This is a genomic window from Lentibacillus sp. Marseille-P4043, from assembly GCF_900258515.1.
GTDB lineage: Bacteria > Bacillota > Bacilli > Bacillales > Amphibacillaceae > Lentibacillus_C.
On the sequence record NZ_LT984884.1, the window covers coordinates 1,239,802 to 1,255,825 of the forward strand.

14 protein-coding genes are annotated in these 16,024 nt (G+C 39.4%); 13 read left to right on the forward strand and 1 reads right to left on the reverse strand.

Annotation, left to right across the window (positions count from 1 at the left end):
* Positions 1–302: 302 nt before the first annotated feature.
* The 13 genes from C8270_RS06250 (at position 303) to C8270_RS06310 (ending at position 15,242) form a co-directional block, all read left to right on the forward strand.
* Positions 303–1,907 (forward strand): CTP synthase, encoded by a 1,605-nt coding sequence (locus C8270_RS06250; protein WP_106496008.1) that lies wholly within the window; start codon positions 303–305, stop codon positions 1,905–1,907.
* Positions 1,908–2,088: 181 nt separating this feature from the next.
* The gene (locus tag C8270_RS06255; RefSeq protein WP_106496009.1) at positions 2,089–2,478 is read left to right on the forward strand and encodes a response regulator; all 390 of its coding nucleotides are present in this window, start codon (positions 2,089–2,091) and stop codon (positions 2,476–2,478) included.
* A 153-nt stretch (positions 2,479–2,631) separates the two neighbouring features.
* Positions 2,632–3,489, forward strand: a complete 858-nt coding sequence (locus tag C8270_RS06260) for a class II fructose-bisphosphate aldolase (protein ID WP_106496010.1) — start codon at positions 2,632–2,634, stop codon at positions 3,487–3,489.
* A 128-nt stretch (positions 3,490–3,617) separates the two neighbouring features.
* Entirely contained in the window at positions 3,618–4,259 is a 642-nt protein-coding gene (fsa, locus tag C8270_RS06265; protein ID WP_106496011.1) for a fructose-6-phosphate aldolase, read from the forward strand.
* A 348-nt stretch (positions 4,260–4,607) separates the two neighbouring features.
* Positions 4,608–5,894: a UDP-N-acetylglucosamine 1-carboxyvinyltransferase gene (locus C8270_RS06270; protein WP_106496012.1), complete on the forward strand. Its 1,287-nt coding sequence runs from the start codon at positions 4,608–4,610 to the stop codon at positions 5,892–5,894.
* A 115-nt stretch (positions 5,895–6,009) separates the two neighbouring features.
* Positions 6,010–6,978 (forward strand): class II fructose-bisphosphatase, encoded by a 969-nt coding sequence (gene glpX / locus C8270_RS06275; RefSeq protein WP_106496013.1) that lies wholly within the window; start codon positions 6,010–6,012, stop codon positions 6,976–6,978.
* 413 nt (positions 6,979–7,391) lie between these two features.
* Positions 7,392–8,672, forward strand: a complete 1,281-nt coding sequence (gene rho, locus C8270_RS06280) for a transcription termination factor Rho (RefSeq protein WP_106498461.1) — start codon at positions 7,392–7,394, stop codon at positions 8,670–8,672.
* Between the two features lie 154 nt (positions 8,673–8,826).
* Positions 8,827–9,072, forward strand: coding sequence for a type B 50S ribosomal protein L31 (locus C8270_RS06285; protein ID WP_106496014.1), 246 nt, complete (start codon positions 8,827–8,829; stop codon positions 9,070–9,072).
* Positions 9,073–9,606: 534 nt separating this feature from the next.
* A complete protein-coding gene (locus C8270_RS06290; protein WP_106496015.1) occupies positions 9,607–10,227 on the forward strand; it encodes a thymidine kinase in 621 nt (206 codons plus the stop codon).
* A gap of 366 nt (positions 10,228–10,593) precedes the next feature.
* On the forward strand, positions 10,594–10,890 hold the full coding sequence (locus C8270_RS06295; RefSeq protein WP_106496016.1) for a WXG100 family type VII secretion target: 297 nt from the start codon (positions 10,594–10,596) through the stop codon (positions 10,888–10,890).
* Positions 10,891–11,072: 182 nt separating this feature from the next.
* A complete protein-coding gene (esaA, locus tag C8270_RS06300) occupies positions 11,073–14,501 on the forward strand; it encodes a type VII secretion protein EsaA (protein ID WP_106496017.1) in 3,429 nt (1,142 codons plus the stop codon).
* A complete protein-coding gene (essA, locus tag C8270_RS06305) occupies positions 14,476–14,976 on the forward strand; it encodes a type VII secretion protein EssA (protein ID WP_158701616.1) in 501 nt (166 codons plus the stop codon). Before esaA ends, essA begins: the two co-directional genes overlap by 26 nt.
* 11 nt (positions 14,977–14,987) lie before the next feature.
* Positions 14,988–15,242, forward strand: a complete 255-nt coding sequence (locus C8270_RS06310) for an EsaB/YukD family protein (protein WP_106496019.1) — start codon at positions 14,988–14,990, stop codon at positions 15,240–15,242.
* A gap of 624 nt (positions 15,243–15,866) precedes the next feature.
* Here the strand turns inward: C8270_RS06310 and C8270_RS19800 are convergent.
* The gene (locus C8270_RS19800) at positions 15,867–16,013 is read right to left on the reverse strand and encodes a hypothetical protein (protein WP_158701617.1); all 147 of its coding nucleotides are present in this window, start codon (positions 16,011–16,013) and stop codon (positions 15,867–15,869) included.
* Positions 16,014–16,024 lie beyond the last annotated feature (11 nt).

Consider the following 16,024-nt stretch of genomic DNA (forward strand, 5'->3'; position numbering starts at 1 on the left):
AACAATGGTTTTCGGTGGGGCGAGTTAGCGCAGCCCCAGCACGTGTCCGAAGACCCCGCAGGAAGTGGTTTTAAAAGGAGGGTCGACTAAAACCGTCCTTTGCGGACAACGTCGACATACCCCTCGCCGGGGCAAGGAGGCTGAGGCCGTGCCCGCGGAAAGCATCCACCCGGAACGATCCCGGACGGTGGTAAATGCACATACTTATAGAAAAGAGCCCAGCAGTTATGTCGCATTTTATATCTATTAAGTCAAAAGCAACAATTTATAAGAAAACAGCCTAACAGAAAGAGGGATGGGTAGTGACGAAGTATATTTTTGTAACTGGCGGTGTTGTTTCATCGCTTGGAAAGGGAATTACAGCAGCATCATTAGGAAGATTGTTAAAAAATAGAGGGCTAAAAGTAACGATTCAAAAATTCGACCCATACATTAATGTGGATCCTGGAACAATGAGTCCATATCAGCATGGTGAAGTTTTTGTGACGGAAGATGGCGCAGAAACAGACTTGGATCTAGGACACTATGAACGTTTTACCGATATCAATTTAAATAAATACTCCAACATTACCACGGGAAAAGTTTATTCTAGTGTTATTAAGAAAGAACGTCGTGGTGATTATTTAGGCGGTACCGTTCAGGTTATTCCACATATCACGAACGAAATTAAGGAACAAGTATTCCGCGCAGGACAGGCAACAAAGGCGGATGTCGTGATAACGGAAATTGGCGGTACAGTAGGTGATATTGAATCATTGCCATTCCTTGAAGCTATACGTCAAATTAAAAGCGATATTGGCCGCGATCACGTGATGTATATTCATTGCACACTCGTTCCATATATTAAAGCAGCCGGTGAAATGAAAACAAAACCAACTCAGCACAGTGTAAAAGAATTACGCTCATTGGGAATTCAGCCAGATGCGATTGTTTTACGAACGGAATTGCCGATTAGTAAAGATATGAAAGAAAAAATTGCCTTGTTTTGCGATATAAACGAACAAGCAGTTATTGAAATGCGTGATGCGGATACACTCTATCAAGTACCAATCGCCCTTCAAGAACAGCATTTAGACCAATTAACATGTGATCATTTTGGACTGGATTGTCAACCCGCTGAAATGGACGAATGGAAAGCACTTGTGAAAAAGGTTCGGAATCTGTCAAAAACGGTAAACATCGGGCTTGTCGGGAAGTATGTTGAATTGCCAGACGCCTATATTTCTGTTGTGGAATCGCTAAAACATGCAGGATTTCTTTATGATACAGATATTAACATTCATTGGATTAATGCAGAAAAATTGGATAAAGAGTCGATCAAACATGAATTGGATCAGGTTGACGGAATTTTAGTACCTGGTGGATTTGGTGATCGAGGTATCGAAGGAAAAATTGAAGCAATTCGGTATGCACGGGAGAATAATATTCCGTTTTTCGGCATTTGCCTTGGAATGCAATTAGCAACAGTTGAATATGCTCGTAATGTACTAGGATTAGAAGGAGCTCATTCAGCTGAAATTGATCCGGAAACACCGTATCCAATCATTGATTTACTTCCGGAACAGAAAAACATTTCCGATTTAGGTGGTACATTAAGGTTAGGAATTTATCCATGTAAACTGCAGGATGAAACGAAAACGAAAGCAGCATATGATGGGGAAGATCTCGTTTATGAACGTCATCGTCATCGGTATGAATTCAATAATGACTATCGTGAGCAGATGGAGAAAAGCGGATTTATTTTCTCAGGAACAAGTCCCGATGGAAGGTTAGTGGAAACAATTGAGTTAAACGACCATCCTTGGTTTGTTGCTTGCCAATTTCATCCGGAGTTTAAGTCACGTCCAACAAGACCACAAAGCTTATTTGCAGGTTTTATCGGAGCTGCAGTAAACCACCAACAATAATATTTTTTCAATCACTAAACCCGCTATTGTAGCGGGTTTTTGTGTGAATTAAGCTGGTGCTCATCTCATAAATACCACTTGTTTTTGAGATTTGTTCGTTAAAAAAGAGGAAATGGGCAGTTTTGTAGCGAAATAACTATAGCAGAGAGATATTGATACGAATAAGGATGGGTTGAGTTCTATGAGAAGAGAGATATTAATTGTTGATGATCAACCTGGTATACGATTATTGCTTCAGGAAGTTTTTATAAATGAAGGCTACCAAGTTGAGACAGCAAATACGGGGAAAGAAGCGTTAGAAAAAATACATAGTAACACATTTGATTTAATTATGCTGGATTATAAATTACCAATTGTTGATGGGGCAGAAGTTTTGCAACGATTGGAAGAGCAAGGAATTACGACACCTGCCATTTTGATGAGTGGCCTGGCAGAGGGATTAGTTAAGGAATCGGAAAAATATAGCATGGTGCAAGAGGTTATTGCCAAGCCATTTAATATTCAGGATGTTTGTTCAACGGTTAAAACGCTATTAGACAGAAAAGTACAGGCACAGGGGGAAGGAAAATAAAAAGGGCGTTTGGTGACTTTCGAAACTGAAGGACATATACGCTTCCTATTTCTTCATCATTTTCTTGCTACATAGGTAACGAATTGGTATTCTTATATGGTAGCTATTTAATTTAAGTAGATGATCGGGTGTCTATGAAGGAGGATATATAGTATGCCATTGGTATCAATGAAGGAAATGCTTGAAAAAGGGAAAGCAAATGGGTATGCTGTTGGACAGTTTAATTTAAATAATTTGGAATATGTCCAAGCAATATTGGAAGCAGCTGAAGCGGAAAAGTCACCCGTTATTTTAGGTGTGTCTGAAGGTGCTGGGAAATATATGGGTGGCTTTAACGTTGTCGTGGCAATGGTTAAGGCGCTAATGGAAGCAAAGGACGTAACAGTTCCAGTCGCTATTCATTTAGATCATGGCTCTAGCTTTAAAAAGGCAGCTGAAGCAATTCACGCAGGATTTACTTCAGTTATGATTGATGCTTCACATGACCCATTAGAAGAAAATATTGCAGTAACGAAAAAAGTGGTTGAACTAGCACATATTCATGGCGTTTCTGTGGAAGCAGAACTTGGAACAGTTGGTGGACAAGAAGACGACGTTGTTGCTGATGGTGTCATTTATGCTGATCCTAAAGAATGTTTAGAGCTTGTTAATAATACTGGCATTGATTGTTTAGCGCCGGCACTTGGCTCTGTTCATGGACCATACAAGGGCGAACCCAATTTAGGGTTTAAGCAAATGGAAGAAATCTCCAAGACAATTGAACTTCCTTTGGTATTACATGGTGGTACTGGTATCCCAACAAAAGATATTCAACATTCCATTTCATTAGGCACGGCAAAAATTAATGTCAATACAGAAAATCAAATTGCTCAGGCTAAAAAGGTTCGTGAAGTATTAAAAGATAAACCCGATCTATATGATCCTCGTAAATACTTAGGACCTGGACGCGATGCAATTAAAGAAACAGTAATTGGTAAAATGCGCGAATTTGGTTCATCAAACCAAGCGTAAGCCACTCAATAAACAAAAAGAAAGATGACAAAGAAAGTTGGGGAAGTTTTTCTCTAGTTTTCTTTGTCTAACTTTTATTTATGTTGTTTTTATAAAATTAAATGCAAAGAAAGGGAGGAACTTTTAACATGAAATTTTTTATTGATACGGCAAATATTGACGAGATCCGTGAGGCAAATGCACTAGGAATCTTAGCAGGTGTTACAACGAACCCAAGCCTTGTTGCAAAAGAAGGTGTTTCTTTCCATGACCGTCTTCGTGAAATAACCAAGGAAGTCTCAGGATCTGTAAGTGCTGAAGTTATTTCTGAAGATGCAGAAGGTATGATTAAAGAGGGAAAAGAACTAGCAGCAATTGCACCGAATATTACGGTTAAAGTTCCAATGACCCTTGAAGGATTAAAGGCGGTAAAAGCGTTTAGCGATGCCAACATTAAAACAAATGTAACCTTAATTTTTAATGCTAACCAAGCATTACTTGCAGCACGTGCAGGAGCAACTTACGTCTCACCATTTTTGGGACGTCTAGATGATATTGGCCAAGAAGGAATGAGTTTGGTTGCTACCATTGCTGAAATTTTTGACCGCCACGGTATCGAAACAGAAATAATTGCAGCATCCATTCGCCATCCATTGCATGTAACAGACGCAGCATTAAATGGCGCACATATTGCCACTATTCCATATAAAGTATTAGGGCAACTTGTGAAGCATCCATTAACAGATCAAGGAATAGAAAAATTTCTTGCTGACTGGAATAATCAAAAATAACGCGCATGAAACTGGAAAAAATGTGCAAACTAAAACAAAAGCGGAAGCGTCCGTTTAACGACGTATGGACTGCGCCCGTGCAACACGGGTGGTTCGGTGATGCTGCGCAAAGCAGCGATCTTAACCGAACATTCCTACCGTAGGAGATAAAGGAAACACGGTGAGCGAGAGCGAGGCGATGTTGACTTATCGTACGAAGGCGGGTGTTGGCCACTAGTCGTTGGACGCTGTAGCTGGACGAAAACAAAAGCGGAAGCGTCCGTTTATTCACCACATAGCGCAAGAATAAATTATTTCGTGTGTGTTCAAATGTATTTTTGAACTACTTCAAAAGGCGGGGTTTTCCAATTGCAAAAAATGTTAGTAGAAGGTGGCCATGTTTTAAATGGCAAAGTGCGAATTAGTGGCGCCAAAAATAGCGCTGTTGCACTTTTGCCAGCCGCGATATTGGCCGATTCTGATGTAACAATTGAAGGACTACCAGAAATATCCGATGTTTATACACTAGGAGATCTACTAGAGGAAATTGGTGGCAAAGTTGAGTGGGATGGTCAAACAGTGCATATTGATCCTGCACAGATGATTTCCATGCCCTTGCCCAACGGAAAAGTGAAGAAGCTTAGGGCGTCCTATTATTTTATGGGAGCTATGCTTGGAAAATTTAAACAAACGGTCATTGGACTCCCAGGTGGTTGCCATTTAGGACCACGACCAATTGATCAGCATATCAAAGGCTTTGAAGCTTTAGGTGCCAAAGTTACCAATGAACAAGGTGCCATTTATATTCGGGCTGAGGAACTTACAGGAGCGCGAATTTACTTGGATGTGGTCAGTGTAGGGGCGACCATTAATATTATGCTTGCAGCCGTTAAAGCTAAAGGAAAAACGATTATTGAAAATGCGGCAAAAGAACCAGAAATTATTGATGTTGCTACATTACTCACCAATATGGGAGCAAAAATCAAAGGGGTTGGAACGGATGTCATTCGCATTGAAGGCGTTCCACATCTACATGGCTGCAGACATACCATTATACCTGACCGAATCGAGGCGGGCACATATGCGATTGCTGCCGCAGCTGCCGGAAATGAGGTTGTCATTGACAATGTTATTTCCCAGCATTTAGAATCATTGCTTGCCAAATTGCGTGAAATGGGTGTAACCGTTGAAGAAGGCGAAGAACAACTGTTGATTGCTTCCAAGCAACCATTGAAAAGTGTGGATATAAAAACATTAGTATATCCAGGCTTTCCAACTGATCTTCAGCAACCATTCACAACATTATTGACAAAAGCAGTTAATACTGGTGTTGTGACAGACACAATTTATGCGGCTCGCTTAAAACATATTGACGAATTAAGACGAATGAATGCTATAATAAAGGTGGAAGGTGGATCAGCAATTGTTTCTGGTCCAGTCCAACTTGAAGGGGCAAGAGTGAAGGCAACTGATTTACGTGCAGGTGCCGCGCTTGTTATTGCCGGCTTGATGGCGAATGGGGTTACTGAAATAACCGGACTTGAGCATATTGACCGAGGATATCAAAATATAACAGAAAAACTAATCAACCTCGGTGCAAATGTCTGGCGCGAAGAAATGGATGAACAAGAAATCGAGCAGTTTCAGAACTCCTAAAGCAAAAGAGCAAGACCTTTTAAAAACATAAATAGATAATAGCGGGTGTTCAAAACCCGCTTCGCTTTTCAATATCCATGGGTTGAGAATATTCTACATTAAGGGGAGAAAAACCATGGAAAGAAGTTTAACAATGGAAATCGTACGTGTAACAGAGGCAGCAGCATTAAAATCAGCTCGTTGGATGGGACGCGGTAAAAAAGATGAAGCCGATGATGCAGCAACATCAGCTATGCGTGATGTTTTTGATACAATTCCAATGCAAGGTACTGTTGTGATTGGTGAAGGCGAAATGGATGAGGCGCCAATGCTTTATATCGGAGAAAAGCTTGGTACTGGTTCCGGTCCCAAAGTTGATGTAGCTGTTGACCCGTTAGAAGGAACAAACATTGTTGCTCAGGGTACATGGAATGCCCTTGCAGTAATTGCGATAGCAGACCATAAGAAATTACTACATGCACCTGATATGTATATGCAAAAGCTTGCGGTAGGCCCTGAAGCTGTTGGTAAAGTAGATATAAATGCATCAACACGTGAAAACTTACAAGCTGTGGCAAAGGCAAAAGGCAAAAACATTGAAGATGTAGTAGCTATTGTGTTGGACCGTCCTCGACATGCTAAATTAATTGAGGAAATCCGTGAAGCAGGAGCAAGAATTAAATTAATCCCTGACGGCGATGTAGCTGGGGCAATGAATACAGCATTTGATGATACAGGTGTTGATATTCTTTTTGGAATCGGTGGTGCACCTGAAGGCGTATTATCTGCTGTTGCGTTGAAATGCCTTGGTGGTGAAATTCAAGGAAAACTTATTCCATCAAACGATGAAGAACGCTCACGCTGTGTAGAAATGGGAATCACAGATTTCGATAAAGTCTTCAAAATGGAAGATTTCTGTGGTGGAGATGATGCCATTTTTGCTGCAACCGGTGTGACGGATGGAGAACTATTAAAAGGCGTTCAGTTCAAAGGCGCCAAAGCAACAACGCAAACGGTTGTAATGCGCGCCAAAAGTGGAACAGTTCGTTTTATCGATGGCGATCACAGCTTAAAGAAAAAACCAAACCTCGTAATGAAACCTTAACCCAACAAGTAAAAAGGAAGCCATTTTACGTTTGGCTTCCTTTTCTATTAAATTCTCAAGCGCATTTTATAAAAATAGAGTTGAATATTACGATTGAAAAAGGTAATATTGTAGATGTTTAATAATAGTAAAGAATGGCTAATATAATTGATATACAACAAACTTCTATTCTAGCTTCCGACAATTCTTCATTTCAAAGGCATATCTTCAAAAAGAAGAAGAAATCTCAAGGAAAAACAATGATCAAGTCAGTCGGTCAATAGTGTTAATCACTGTTTATAAATTAAGAAATGAAAGTAAAGAAAACGTTTGAGTGAAAGTTACATTTTACTTATCTATTGTTTTAATGAAATTATCTCAGATTATATTTTTAACAAATTGCAAGATGAAAAATGAATAGGCGTGGTGATGGAATGGCAACATTAACAATTTCTCATTTAGAGACACTTACATTAAAAGAAATTTATGCACTAGCAAAGGAATATAAAGTATCCTACTATGCAAAACTAACTAAACGTGAACTTATTTTTGCCATCTTAAAGGCTCAGGCGGAAAAAGACGGATATTTGTTTATGGACGGTATTTTAGAAATTATTCCATCTGAAGGATTTGGCTTCTTAAGACCGATTAATTATTCCCCTAGTGCGGAGGATATCTACATTTCGGCTTCACAAATTCGTCGTTTTGACTTGCGTAATGGCGATAAAGTTTCTGGAAAGGTCCGTCCTCCAAAAGAAAACGAACGCTACTACGGATTATTACATGTAGATGCTGTCAATGGGGAAGACCCTGATTCTGCAAAGGAACGTGTTCATTTTCCGGCATTAACAGCATTGTATCCGGATCGATTAATGAATTTAGAAACAGGTACAAAAAAATTATCTACTAGAATTATTGATTTAATGACTCCAGTCGGTTTTGGTCAACGCGGATTAATTGTTGCACCGCCAAAAGCAGGAAAAACAATGCTGTTAAAAGAAATTGCCAACAGTATTTCGGAAAACCATCCTGAAGCAAAATTAATTATTTTATTAGTGGACGAGCGACCAGAAGAAGTAACGGATATTGAACGATCCGTGCATGCAGATGTAGATGTTGTCAGCTCGACATTTGATGAGGTTCCAGAAAGTCATATTAAGGTATCAGAACTCGTGTTAGAACGAGCGATGCGCCTTGTTGAGCATAAACGTGATGTGATTGTCTTAATGGATAGTATTACAAGGCTGGCACGTGCGTATAATCTGGTTATTCCTCCAAGTGGCAGAACACTTTCCGGCGGGATTGACCCAGCCGCATTTCACAGACCGAAACGTTTCTTCGGTGCAGCACGAAATATTGAAGAAGGCGGTAGTTTCACCGTTTTAGCAACTGCCTTAGTTGATACAGGATCACGTATGGATGATGTTATTTATGAAGAATTTAAGGGTACAGGAAATATGGAATTGCATCTAGACCGCAATTTGGCAGAAAGAAGAATTTTCCCAGCGATCGATATTTTGCGGTCTGGAACACGAAAAGAAGAATTACTTGTTCCCAAAACGCATCTTGATAAGATATGGGCGATTCGTAAAACGATGCAAGATTCCAATGACTTTCTTGATCGCTTCTTGAAACGTTTGAAAGCATCGAAAACCAACGAAGAATTTTTTGAGCAATTAGAAGAGGATATGAAGCGACGAGGAACGAAACGATAAGTAAATATAACCAGTGAGTGCTTACCCTATTGCAATCAAAAGCACACACTGGTATAATCTTTTTATGTGAGTTTAGATAAGGTTTTTATACCTATGACGGCTCTTACAATAACTCTGTTTCTAATGGACTCAGGGCAAAAAGGAGTGGAAAGACATGAAAAAGGATATCCATCCAGAGTACAGAAAAGTTGTATTTCTTGATACAAGCTCAGACTTTAAATTCTTGAGTGGCTCAACACAAACTTCAGAAGAAACAATTGAGTGGGAAGATGGTAACACATACCCATTAATTAAAGTTGAGATCAGCTCAGATTCACACCCATTCTACACAGGTAAACAAAAAGCTGACAAAGTCGGTGGCCGCGTAGACCGATTCAAGAAAAAATATAATATGAAGTAAAAAGTGGAGCCGACCGGTTAGGGGCGAAACTAACTTTTTAAAAAAGAATGTTCGACTATGAATACCACGTTCAGTGGCAACATCGAACAAACCTACATCCCGTAGGCGCAAAAACAGGCAAATTGTCTAAACGTTGCCTGTTTTTTTACTTTTATAATACAAAAGATTAATAATAGCTGATTTCTAAAAGTGGTTTGTTTAGAATTAAGACGTAAAAACAAGTTAGAAGCTCTGAGCAGCCAGAATACACGTAGACTCCTTGAAAAAGGGAAATCGCTTTTTCTGCGTGCGATGCATCGCTGACGAAGCCTTCCTTGTCCTGCGGGAATAGTGGCTAATGTGAGACCCCACAGCGAGGTACGAGCGAGGAGGCTCACGGGTCACCCGCGGAAAGCGAAGTGTATTCTGGCTGCGGTTTAAATAACGATAAATTTTACGTAAAGAGCCATAATACAAAAGATAAATGATATATTTTGCAAAATTAGTGGTAAAACTACTACATATGTAAACCGCTAAGAAGGGAGAGACCCGCATATGTATGTAATGAAACAAAATGGTTGGGTAGAAGTAATTTGTGGCAGTATGTTTTCTGGCAAATCAGAGGAATTAATTCGTCGGGTCCGTAGAGCAACATATGGTAATCTGTCTGTACGTGTGTTTAAACCGGCAATTGATAACCGTTATGATGATGAATCGGTTGTTTCCCATAACGGCTCAACAACAATAGCCCGCCCTATTAAAAATTCTGCTGAAATCTTGGAACACATTAACGGAAATATTGATGTCATTGGAATAGATGAAGTGCAATTCTTTGATGAGGAAATTGTTGAAGTTGCTGAGGAGCTAGCGAATAAAGGAATTCGTATCATCATTGCTGGATTAGACACCGATTTTCGTGGAGAACCATTTGGACCAATGCCTAAATTAATGGCATTAAGTGAATCTGTTTCAAAATTAAATGCTATTTGCCCAATTTGCGGCTCTCCTGCAAGCCGAACACAGCGTTTAATTAATGGAAAGCCAGCATCTTATGATGATCCAATTATTTTAGTTGGGGCATCCGAATCATATGAACCAAGATGCCGCCATCATCATGAAGTTCCGAATAAACCGAGTAACAAAATATTAAAACACTTAGCTAAATTATCGAAGTAAAAAGAACGCCTATAAAGCGTTCTTTTTTTGTTAGGCAAAAATTCCGTGAAGTTTTAATTGTCCAGATTAGAACATTGCCCCTCAAACGTCATCCTCCCAATTTGCCCATTTTCAAAATCTATAGTCACAAAGTCACGGGAAAGCCACGAAGAAAATAGTAGGTATTATTAATCAAATTTTGGTTTAGGTTATTTTTTCTAAACATTTCATAGGTATTATTTACTAATTATCAAAAAAGTCAATAAAGTCAGTGTTGACAGGGTAAAATTTGGTCATTAGGATTAAATAAGAAGAGGGTTAAAAACAGTTTAAACAGTTCGTTTTTACCTCAGCGTGTAATCATTTTTATTAAGGGAGATGAAGCATATGGCAGGACAAATTCGTATGACGCCAGAGGAACTTCAGGCAAAAGCGAAACGTTATGGTCAAAGTTCACAACAAATCGAACAAATTCTTCGAGACCTATCCGGCTTACAAGAAGAATTAAGAGGAGAATGGGAAGGACGTGCTTTTGAACGATTCGACGACCAGTTCAGAGAATTGAAACCAAGAGTACAAGATTTTTCTCAGTTAATGCAGGATATTGAAATGCAATTAACCAAAACAGCTGAAGCAGTGGCTCAACAAGATGAAGCTTTATCACAAAATTTTGGTCTTAGATAATAGACTTATATTTGAGCTGACTAAGTGAATTCGTGTTATTCGTCATTCTTCATTACATGAGCTACACGACAATTGTTGTGTAGCTCATGTTCATTAAATTGCTCTCTCTCCTTATGTTTTCATTCAATATTTAGTATGGACTTATTAATTATTATATAAAGAATTAGCAGGAGTTGTGGTAAATGAAAAAAGGGTATAAGGGAATAATACTATTTCTGATTTTAATGATCGCACTAGCTTCAGGGTTATCTTATTTATCATTAGATCATGTGACAAAGACAAAGAATAGTAAAGATGTTCAGACGATGTCGGTTGCTTTGGTGAATGAAGACGAAGGTGCAACTTTTAATAACGATGATTTATCGTTCGGTAAGGCATTTGTCAAAAGTTTAGATAAGAATAATGAACATGACTGGTATGTTGTCAGTCGTGGTGTTGCGGAGAATGGTCTTGAACAAAATACATACGATATGATGATCGTTATTCCGAATGATTTCTCGGAAAAAGCGTTGTCGATAAGTTCAGAGTCTCCGGAGCATGTTGTTCTAAATTATAAAATAAATGCGTCTGGTAATGAGGATTTTCAAGCAGAAGCGGAGAAGACAGCCAGTTCGGTACTAAATGACTTTAACCGCCGAATCATTGATGTATATTTTGCAAGTGTTATTGGCAATTTACAGGAAGCTCAAGATAACATTAATGAGGTTGTAGAAGAAGAGGCATTATACACGAATACATATAACAACGCAATACACAGTCCTCTTGCCAATTATACGGATCGGTTTCGTAATGTAAAAAATAGTACCGAGGTATCAAAAGATAGTTTCAGTGGTTTTGAGGAAACATTGGATACGTTTGATGACCAGTTAAATCAAGATGCAGAAATGAGTCAAGACTATTTATCTAGCATGGATGAAACGTCAAATTTGCTAGAATCGAATAGTGTTTTGTCGATGAATTTTCTTGATCAATTGTATCAATTAGAAGACGGATTAACTAGTGAAGATGTTGATGAGCAGCTTGAGAAGCTATTGTTTGCTAACAATATGATTAATCAACAATTTCAGCGAAGTGAGGATGATGCAGCTACGATTGTGTCGAATACTGTAGCTTTAAAAACGTACTTGGAATCCTCACTTAAAGATGTTGAAAAAGCACATGAAAATGTAAATGAAAAATTAAATTCGGATTTGCGGTCAAAAGTTGAGGACCGGTTAACAACGGTGTTTGACGATGCATTTAATGGCAACTTAATAAACTTGGATGCACTGTTTGAGGAATCCGATGAAAATTCCAGATTACGTATGAATGAGCAAATTGATAACCTTCCAACATTGAGCGAGGAAGATATTGTTGATTTAGGTTTATCGTATGAGACGACGACAGAGTTGAAAAATGTGCTTGCGGTAACAGATAAGTATACGAAAGAGTTTGGTTATACACCAGAACAAACTGGTGAGGCCACCCAATTAACACAAGAGATTAATCAATTAAGGGAACATTTGACTAGAAAAGGTGTGACAGCTACTGACTCAGTGATGTTGCCAAAGACAAACAGTGAAGGAAAAGGCCAGCTGTTCAAATTGAATATCCCTGATGAATATGAGTTGCAATACGTCTCATTGAAATTGCCAAATGAGGAAGAGGCGAAAAATTATACAAATCTAATAGATAATCATAATCAGGTGGTTTTACCGGGATTTGGAGAAGGGAAATTCACTGTTAAAGTTACCCTTAAACTTAAGAGTGATAAAAGCCTCATCAACATACTACAACCTGTGACGTGGAGTTGGGACTTGGAACCCACGGATAGCGGAGAAGTTGATACTCCGGAATATGCCGCTGTAGAGTTACCGAACACACCGTTAACTGCCAGTATGAGTACGGATAAATCCGCTGATACAAGTGATGACAGTAAACGTGAAACAGATGCAGAGGAGCAAACAGCAGAGCAGACTGAAAAACAAATAAATGAGCGAGTTGAAAACAAACAAACAAATAAAGAATCAGATGAAAGCAATTCTGAGAAACAGAAAATTACAGACCAAAAAAATGAAACAGAGAAACCTGAAAATGCCCAAGATGCTAAACAAGATGATAGTGATACACCAGAACAAGTCGAAATAGTCGACCATCATATTCATCATGAAGTAATGTCACCAGAAATTGATGAGGGAACAGAAAACTTAGTAAATGCAGTGTTCAACACCATAAGTCCGTATCAAAAATTGTTGTCATTGTATGAGATGTATTTTGGATTTGATTTAAAATGTAGTAAAGATAACTGCTCGAATATACACGAAACACTAAGTGAAGATACATCATTAAAAGAAATGGCAACTGATTCATCACTTTACACGTTATTTAATGAAAACAATATCGGCAAATTGTTGGCAAAACAAGTGGCAGACGATGTCACAGATGAAATCCGCCAACCATTAGAACGTCTGCAGAAACAAATAGGTACATTCCAACAACACGTTAAACAGGCAAATCAAGATGCTGATCAGCTTGTAGACCAGGTTGTTGAAACGAAAGAGCAAGCTGCTGTCTTAAATGAAAGTCTGGCTAGAACGCTTGCAAATGTTGCTAAGTGGCGCGAGAAGAGTTTGAATCTAGTCGACCAACAAACGGAAATTCAAGCGAATAACGATGAAGAAAAAACTGCTATTATGACATTGGGAAATGCATTTCAGCCACTATTAGCGTCGAGTCAATCACTTGCAGATCAAGCGCAATCAAATCTTAACGCTGCTGAACATGTCTATAAAACTTTTGATCGAATCGATGATCAGGCAAGTTCCATTCAGGATAGTGGAACGACTTTGGTTAGTAAGGCAGAAGAACTATCAACCAACATGACGAATAATTTACTAGAAGATCAGGAGTTTGCAGAAAATTTTGCTGACGTTCTTGCAAATAGCCGAATTGGTGATAGACAGAATGAGGATCTATACGATTTCTTATCCAATCCTGTACAAACTAAAAACAATGGAACAATCGCTGCTGGTGATAAATTCACGCCATACTTTGTAGTGTTAGTTTGCTTTATTATTGCTTTATTTACAGCATATGTGATTTCGATGAGCAATCAAAGACAACTAGCTGGGGATCAATTTGAAACAGAAAAGTCCTTAATGGGTAAAAACACCCTGATAACGTCAATTACAGGGGGGATAGGTGTTGCTGAGGGAATTATAATTGGTCTGCTTTCGGGCTATTTCCTCGAAGTTAGTGGAGGAGAACTCGTCAAGTGGGTTGGGTTAATTACCTTGGTTATGATCGTCATGCTTTTAGTGGCAACTTATTTATTACGGCAATTGAAAATGATTGGCATGTTTATTCTGCTTGCTGTATTGAGTTTGTATTTGTTTTTAACAAGGGCACTTGGATCAGGTTTTGTAGGGCTAGAAACAGTACGCATGTATTCCCCGTTGCAATATGTCGAAACATTGGTATCTAAAACAGTTCAAGGTCAAGCAGGCTATGGAACGGCCATGTTTATTCTTGCTGGTCTTGCTTTAATTGGTGTTATTGCTAATTTACTTGTCCTACACCGTAGCACGCGAAAAGGGGAAGAGGATGATGAAAGTGATGCTAAAGCGAACTAAATTAGTACCAATATGTATCCTCTGTTTTCTGCTGATGCTGCCATATCAGGTGTCAGCAGAAGACAATACTGACAATAAGGGTGAACTGGAGTGGAAAATAGACCGAATTATTCAAGATGAAACTGGGGATGACCGGAAGAATACAGAAACCGAATTGGAGAAAACATTTCCTGATTTGTTTAAGGAAGAGACAACATCGGTCATCCAAGCGGAGCAGGTTAAAAACGAAGAAACAATTGATCAATTGGAAACCGCACTATTTACGATGGATTCAAACGGAGATTCAACCATTCATAAATTAGAACAATCTTTATTTACATCAGAATATACTGCCCCGAAAACATCGTCATCTGAAGCTCAGGAGGAAGAGCAAGACGGTTCGTGGTTTACAAATGCCTTTGTGATTGGTTTGATCGGATTAGTCTGCGTCGTGTTCGGCGGTATCTATCTCATGATGAGAAAATTGTCAGATTAGGGGAGTGGAAGATGCCATACAAAACACATATTGATGTGACAATCGATTTTACTAGTCGTCGAGACGCTGGTTTATATGATTTGCGAATTCCAGTACAACTGACGGTTAAACAATTGCTGCTAAATGTAATAGACACACTTAAGCTCGGCCCAACTGATAGCTCAGCCTATACAATAAAAATAATCACAAAAAATTTACTTCTAGCAGATGATGATATGTTGATGGATTATCCAATCACAGACGGTGATATTTTAACTGTTTTGTAGAAATGAAGGGTGTTTTGGCATGTGCGGCCGATAATTCCGAAAACGGGCTGATGATTTAGCCTACGCGCCGATAATTTAGAAAACGGGCTGATGCTTTAGCCTACGCGCCGATGATTGAGAAAACGGGCTGATGATTTAGCCTACGCGCCGATGATTGAGAAAACGGGCCGATGTTCTGACTTGTGCGGCCGATGATTGAGAAAACGGGCCGATGTTCTGACTTGTGCGGCCGATGATTGAGAAAACGGGCTGATGTTCTGACTTGTGCGGCCGATGATTGAGAAAACGGGCTGATGATTTAGCCTACGTGCCGATGATTGAGAAAACGGGCTGATGTTTTAGCCCACGCGCCGATGATTGAGAAAACGAGCCGATGTTTTAGCCCACGCGCCGATGATTGAGAAAACGGGCTGATGATTTAGCCTACGCGCCGATGATTGAGAAAACGGGCTGATGTTTTAGCCCACGCGCTGATGATTGAGAAAACGGGCCGATGTTCTGACTTGTGCGGCCGATAATTCCGAAAACGGGCTGATGATTTAGCCTACGCGCCGATAATTTAGAAAACGGGCTGATGATTTAGCTTACGCGCCGATGATTGAGAAAACGGGCTGATGTTTTAGCCTACGCGCCGATGATTGAGAAAACGGGCTGATGATTTAGCCTACGCGCCGATAATTGAGAAAACGGGCTGATGTTTCGCCTCACGCGCCGATAATTCCGAAAACGGGTCGAAGTTTCAGCCCGTGCAGGCCGATATTCCTGCCACACGCCGATGAAAT

Bases quoted from the DNA above. Each gene is read 5' to 3' on its own strand.
- C8270_RS06260 (WP_106496010.1), top strand. From the start codon at position 2,632: ATGCCATTGGTATCAATGAAGGAAATGCTTGAAAAAGGGAAAGCAAAT.
- essA (WP_158701616.1), top strand. From the start codon at position 14,476: ATGAAAGTGATGCTAAAGCGAACTAAATTAGTACCAATATGTATCCTC.
- C8270_RS06310 (WP_106496019.1), top strand. From the start codon at position 14,988: ATGCCATACAAAACACATATTGATGTGACAATCGATTTTACTAGTCGT.
- fsa (WP_106496011.1), top strand. From the start codon at position 3,618: ATGAAATTTTTTATTGATACGGCAAATATTGACGAGATCCGTGAGGCA.
- C8270_RS06295 (WP_106496016.1), top strand. From the start codon at position 10,594: ATGGCAGGACAAATTCGTATGACGCCAGAGGAACTTCAGGCAAAAGCG.
- C8270_RS06255 (WP_106496009.1), top strand. From the start codon at position 2,089: ATGAGAAGAGAGATATTAATTGTTGATGATCAACCTGGTATACGATTA.
- C8270_RS06285 (WP_106496014.1), top strand. From the start codon at position 8,827: ATGAAAAAGGATATCCATCCAGAGTACAGAAAAGTTGTATTTCTTGAT.
- rho (WP_106498461.1), top strand. From the start codon at position 7,392: ATGGCAACATTAACAATTTCTCATTTAGAGACACTTACATTAAAAGAA.
- C8270_RS06290 (WP_106496015.1), top strand. From the start codon at position 9,607: ATGTATGTAATGAAACAAAATGGTTGGGTAGAAGTAATTTGTGGCAGT.
- glpX (WP_106496013.1), top strand. From the start codon at position 6,010: ATGGAAAGAAGTTTAACAATGGAAATCGTACGTGTAACAGAGGCAGCA.
- esaA (WP_106496017.1), top strand. From the start codon at position 11,073: ATGAAAAAAGGGTATAAGGGAATAATACTATTTCTGATTTTAATGATC.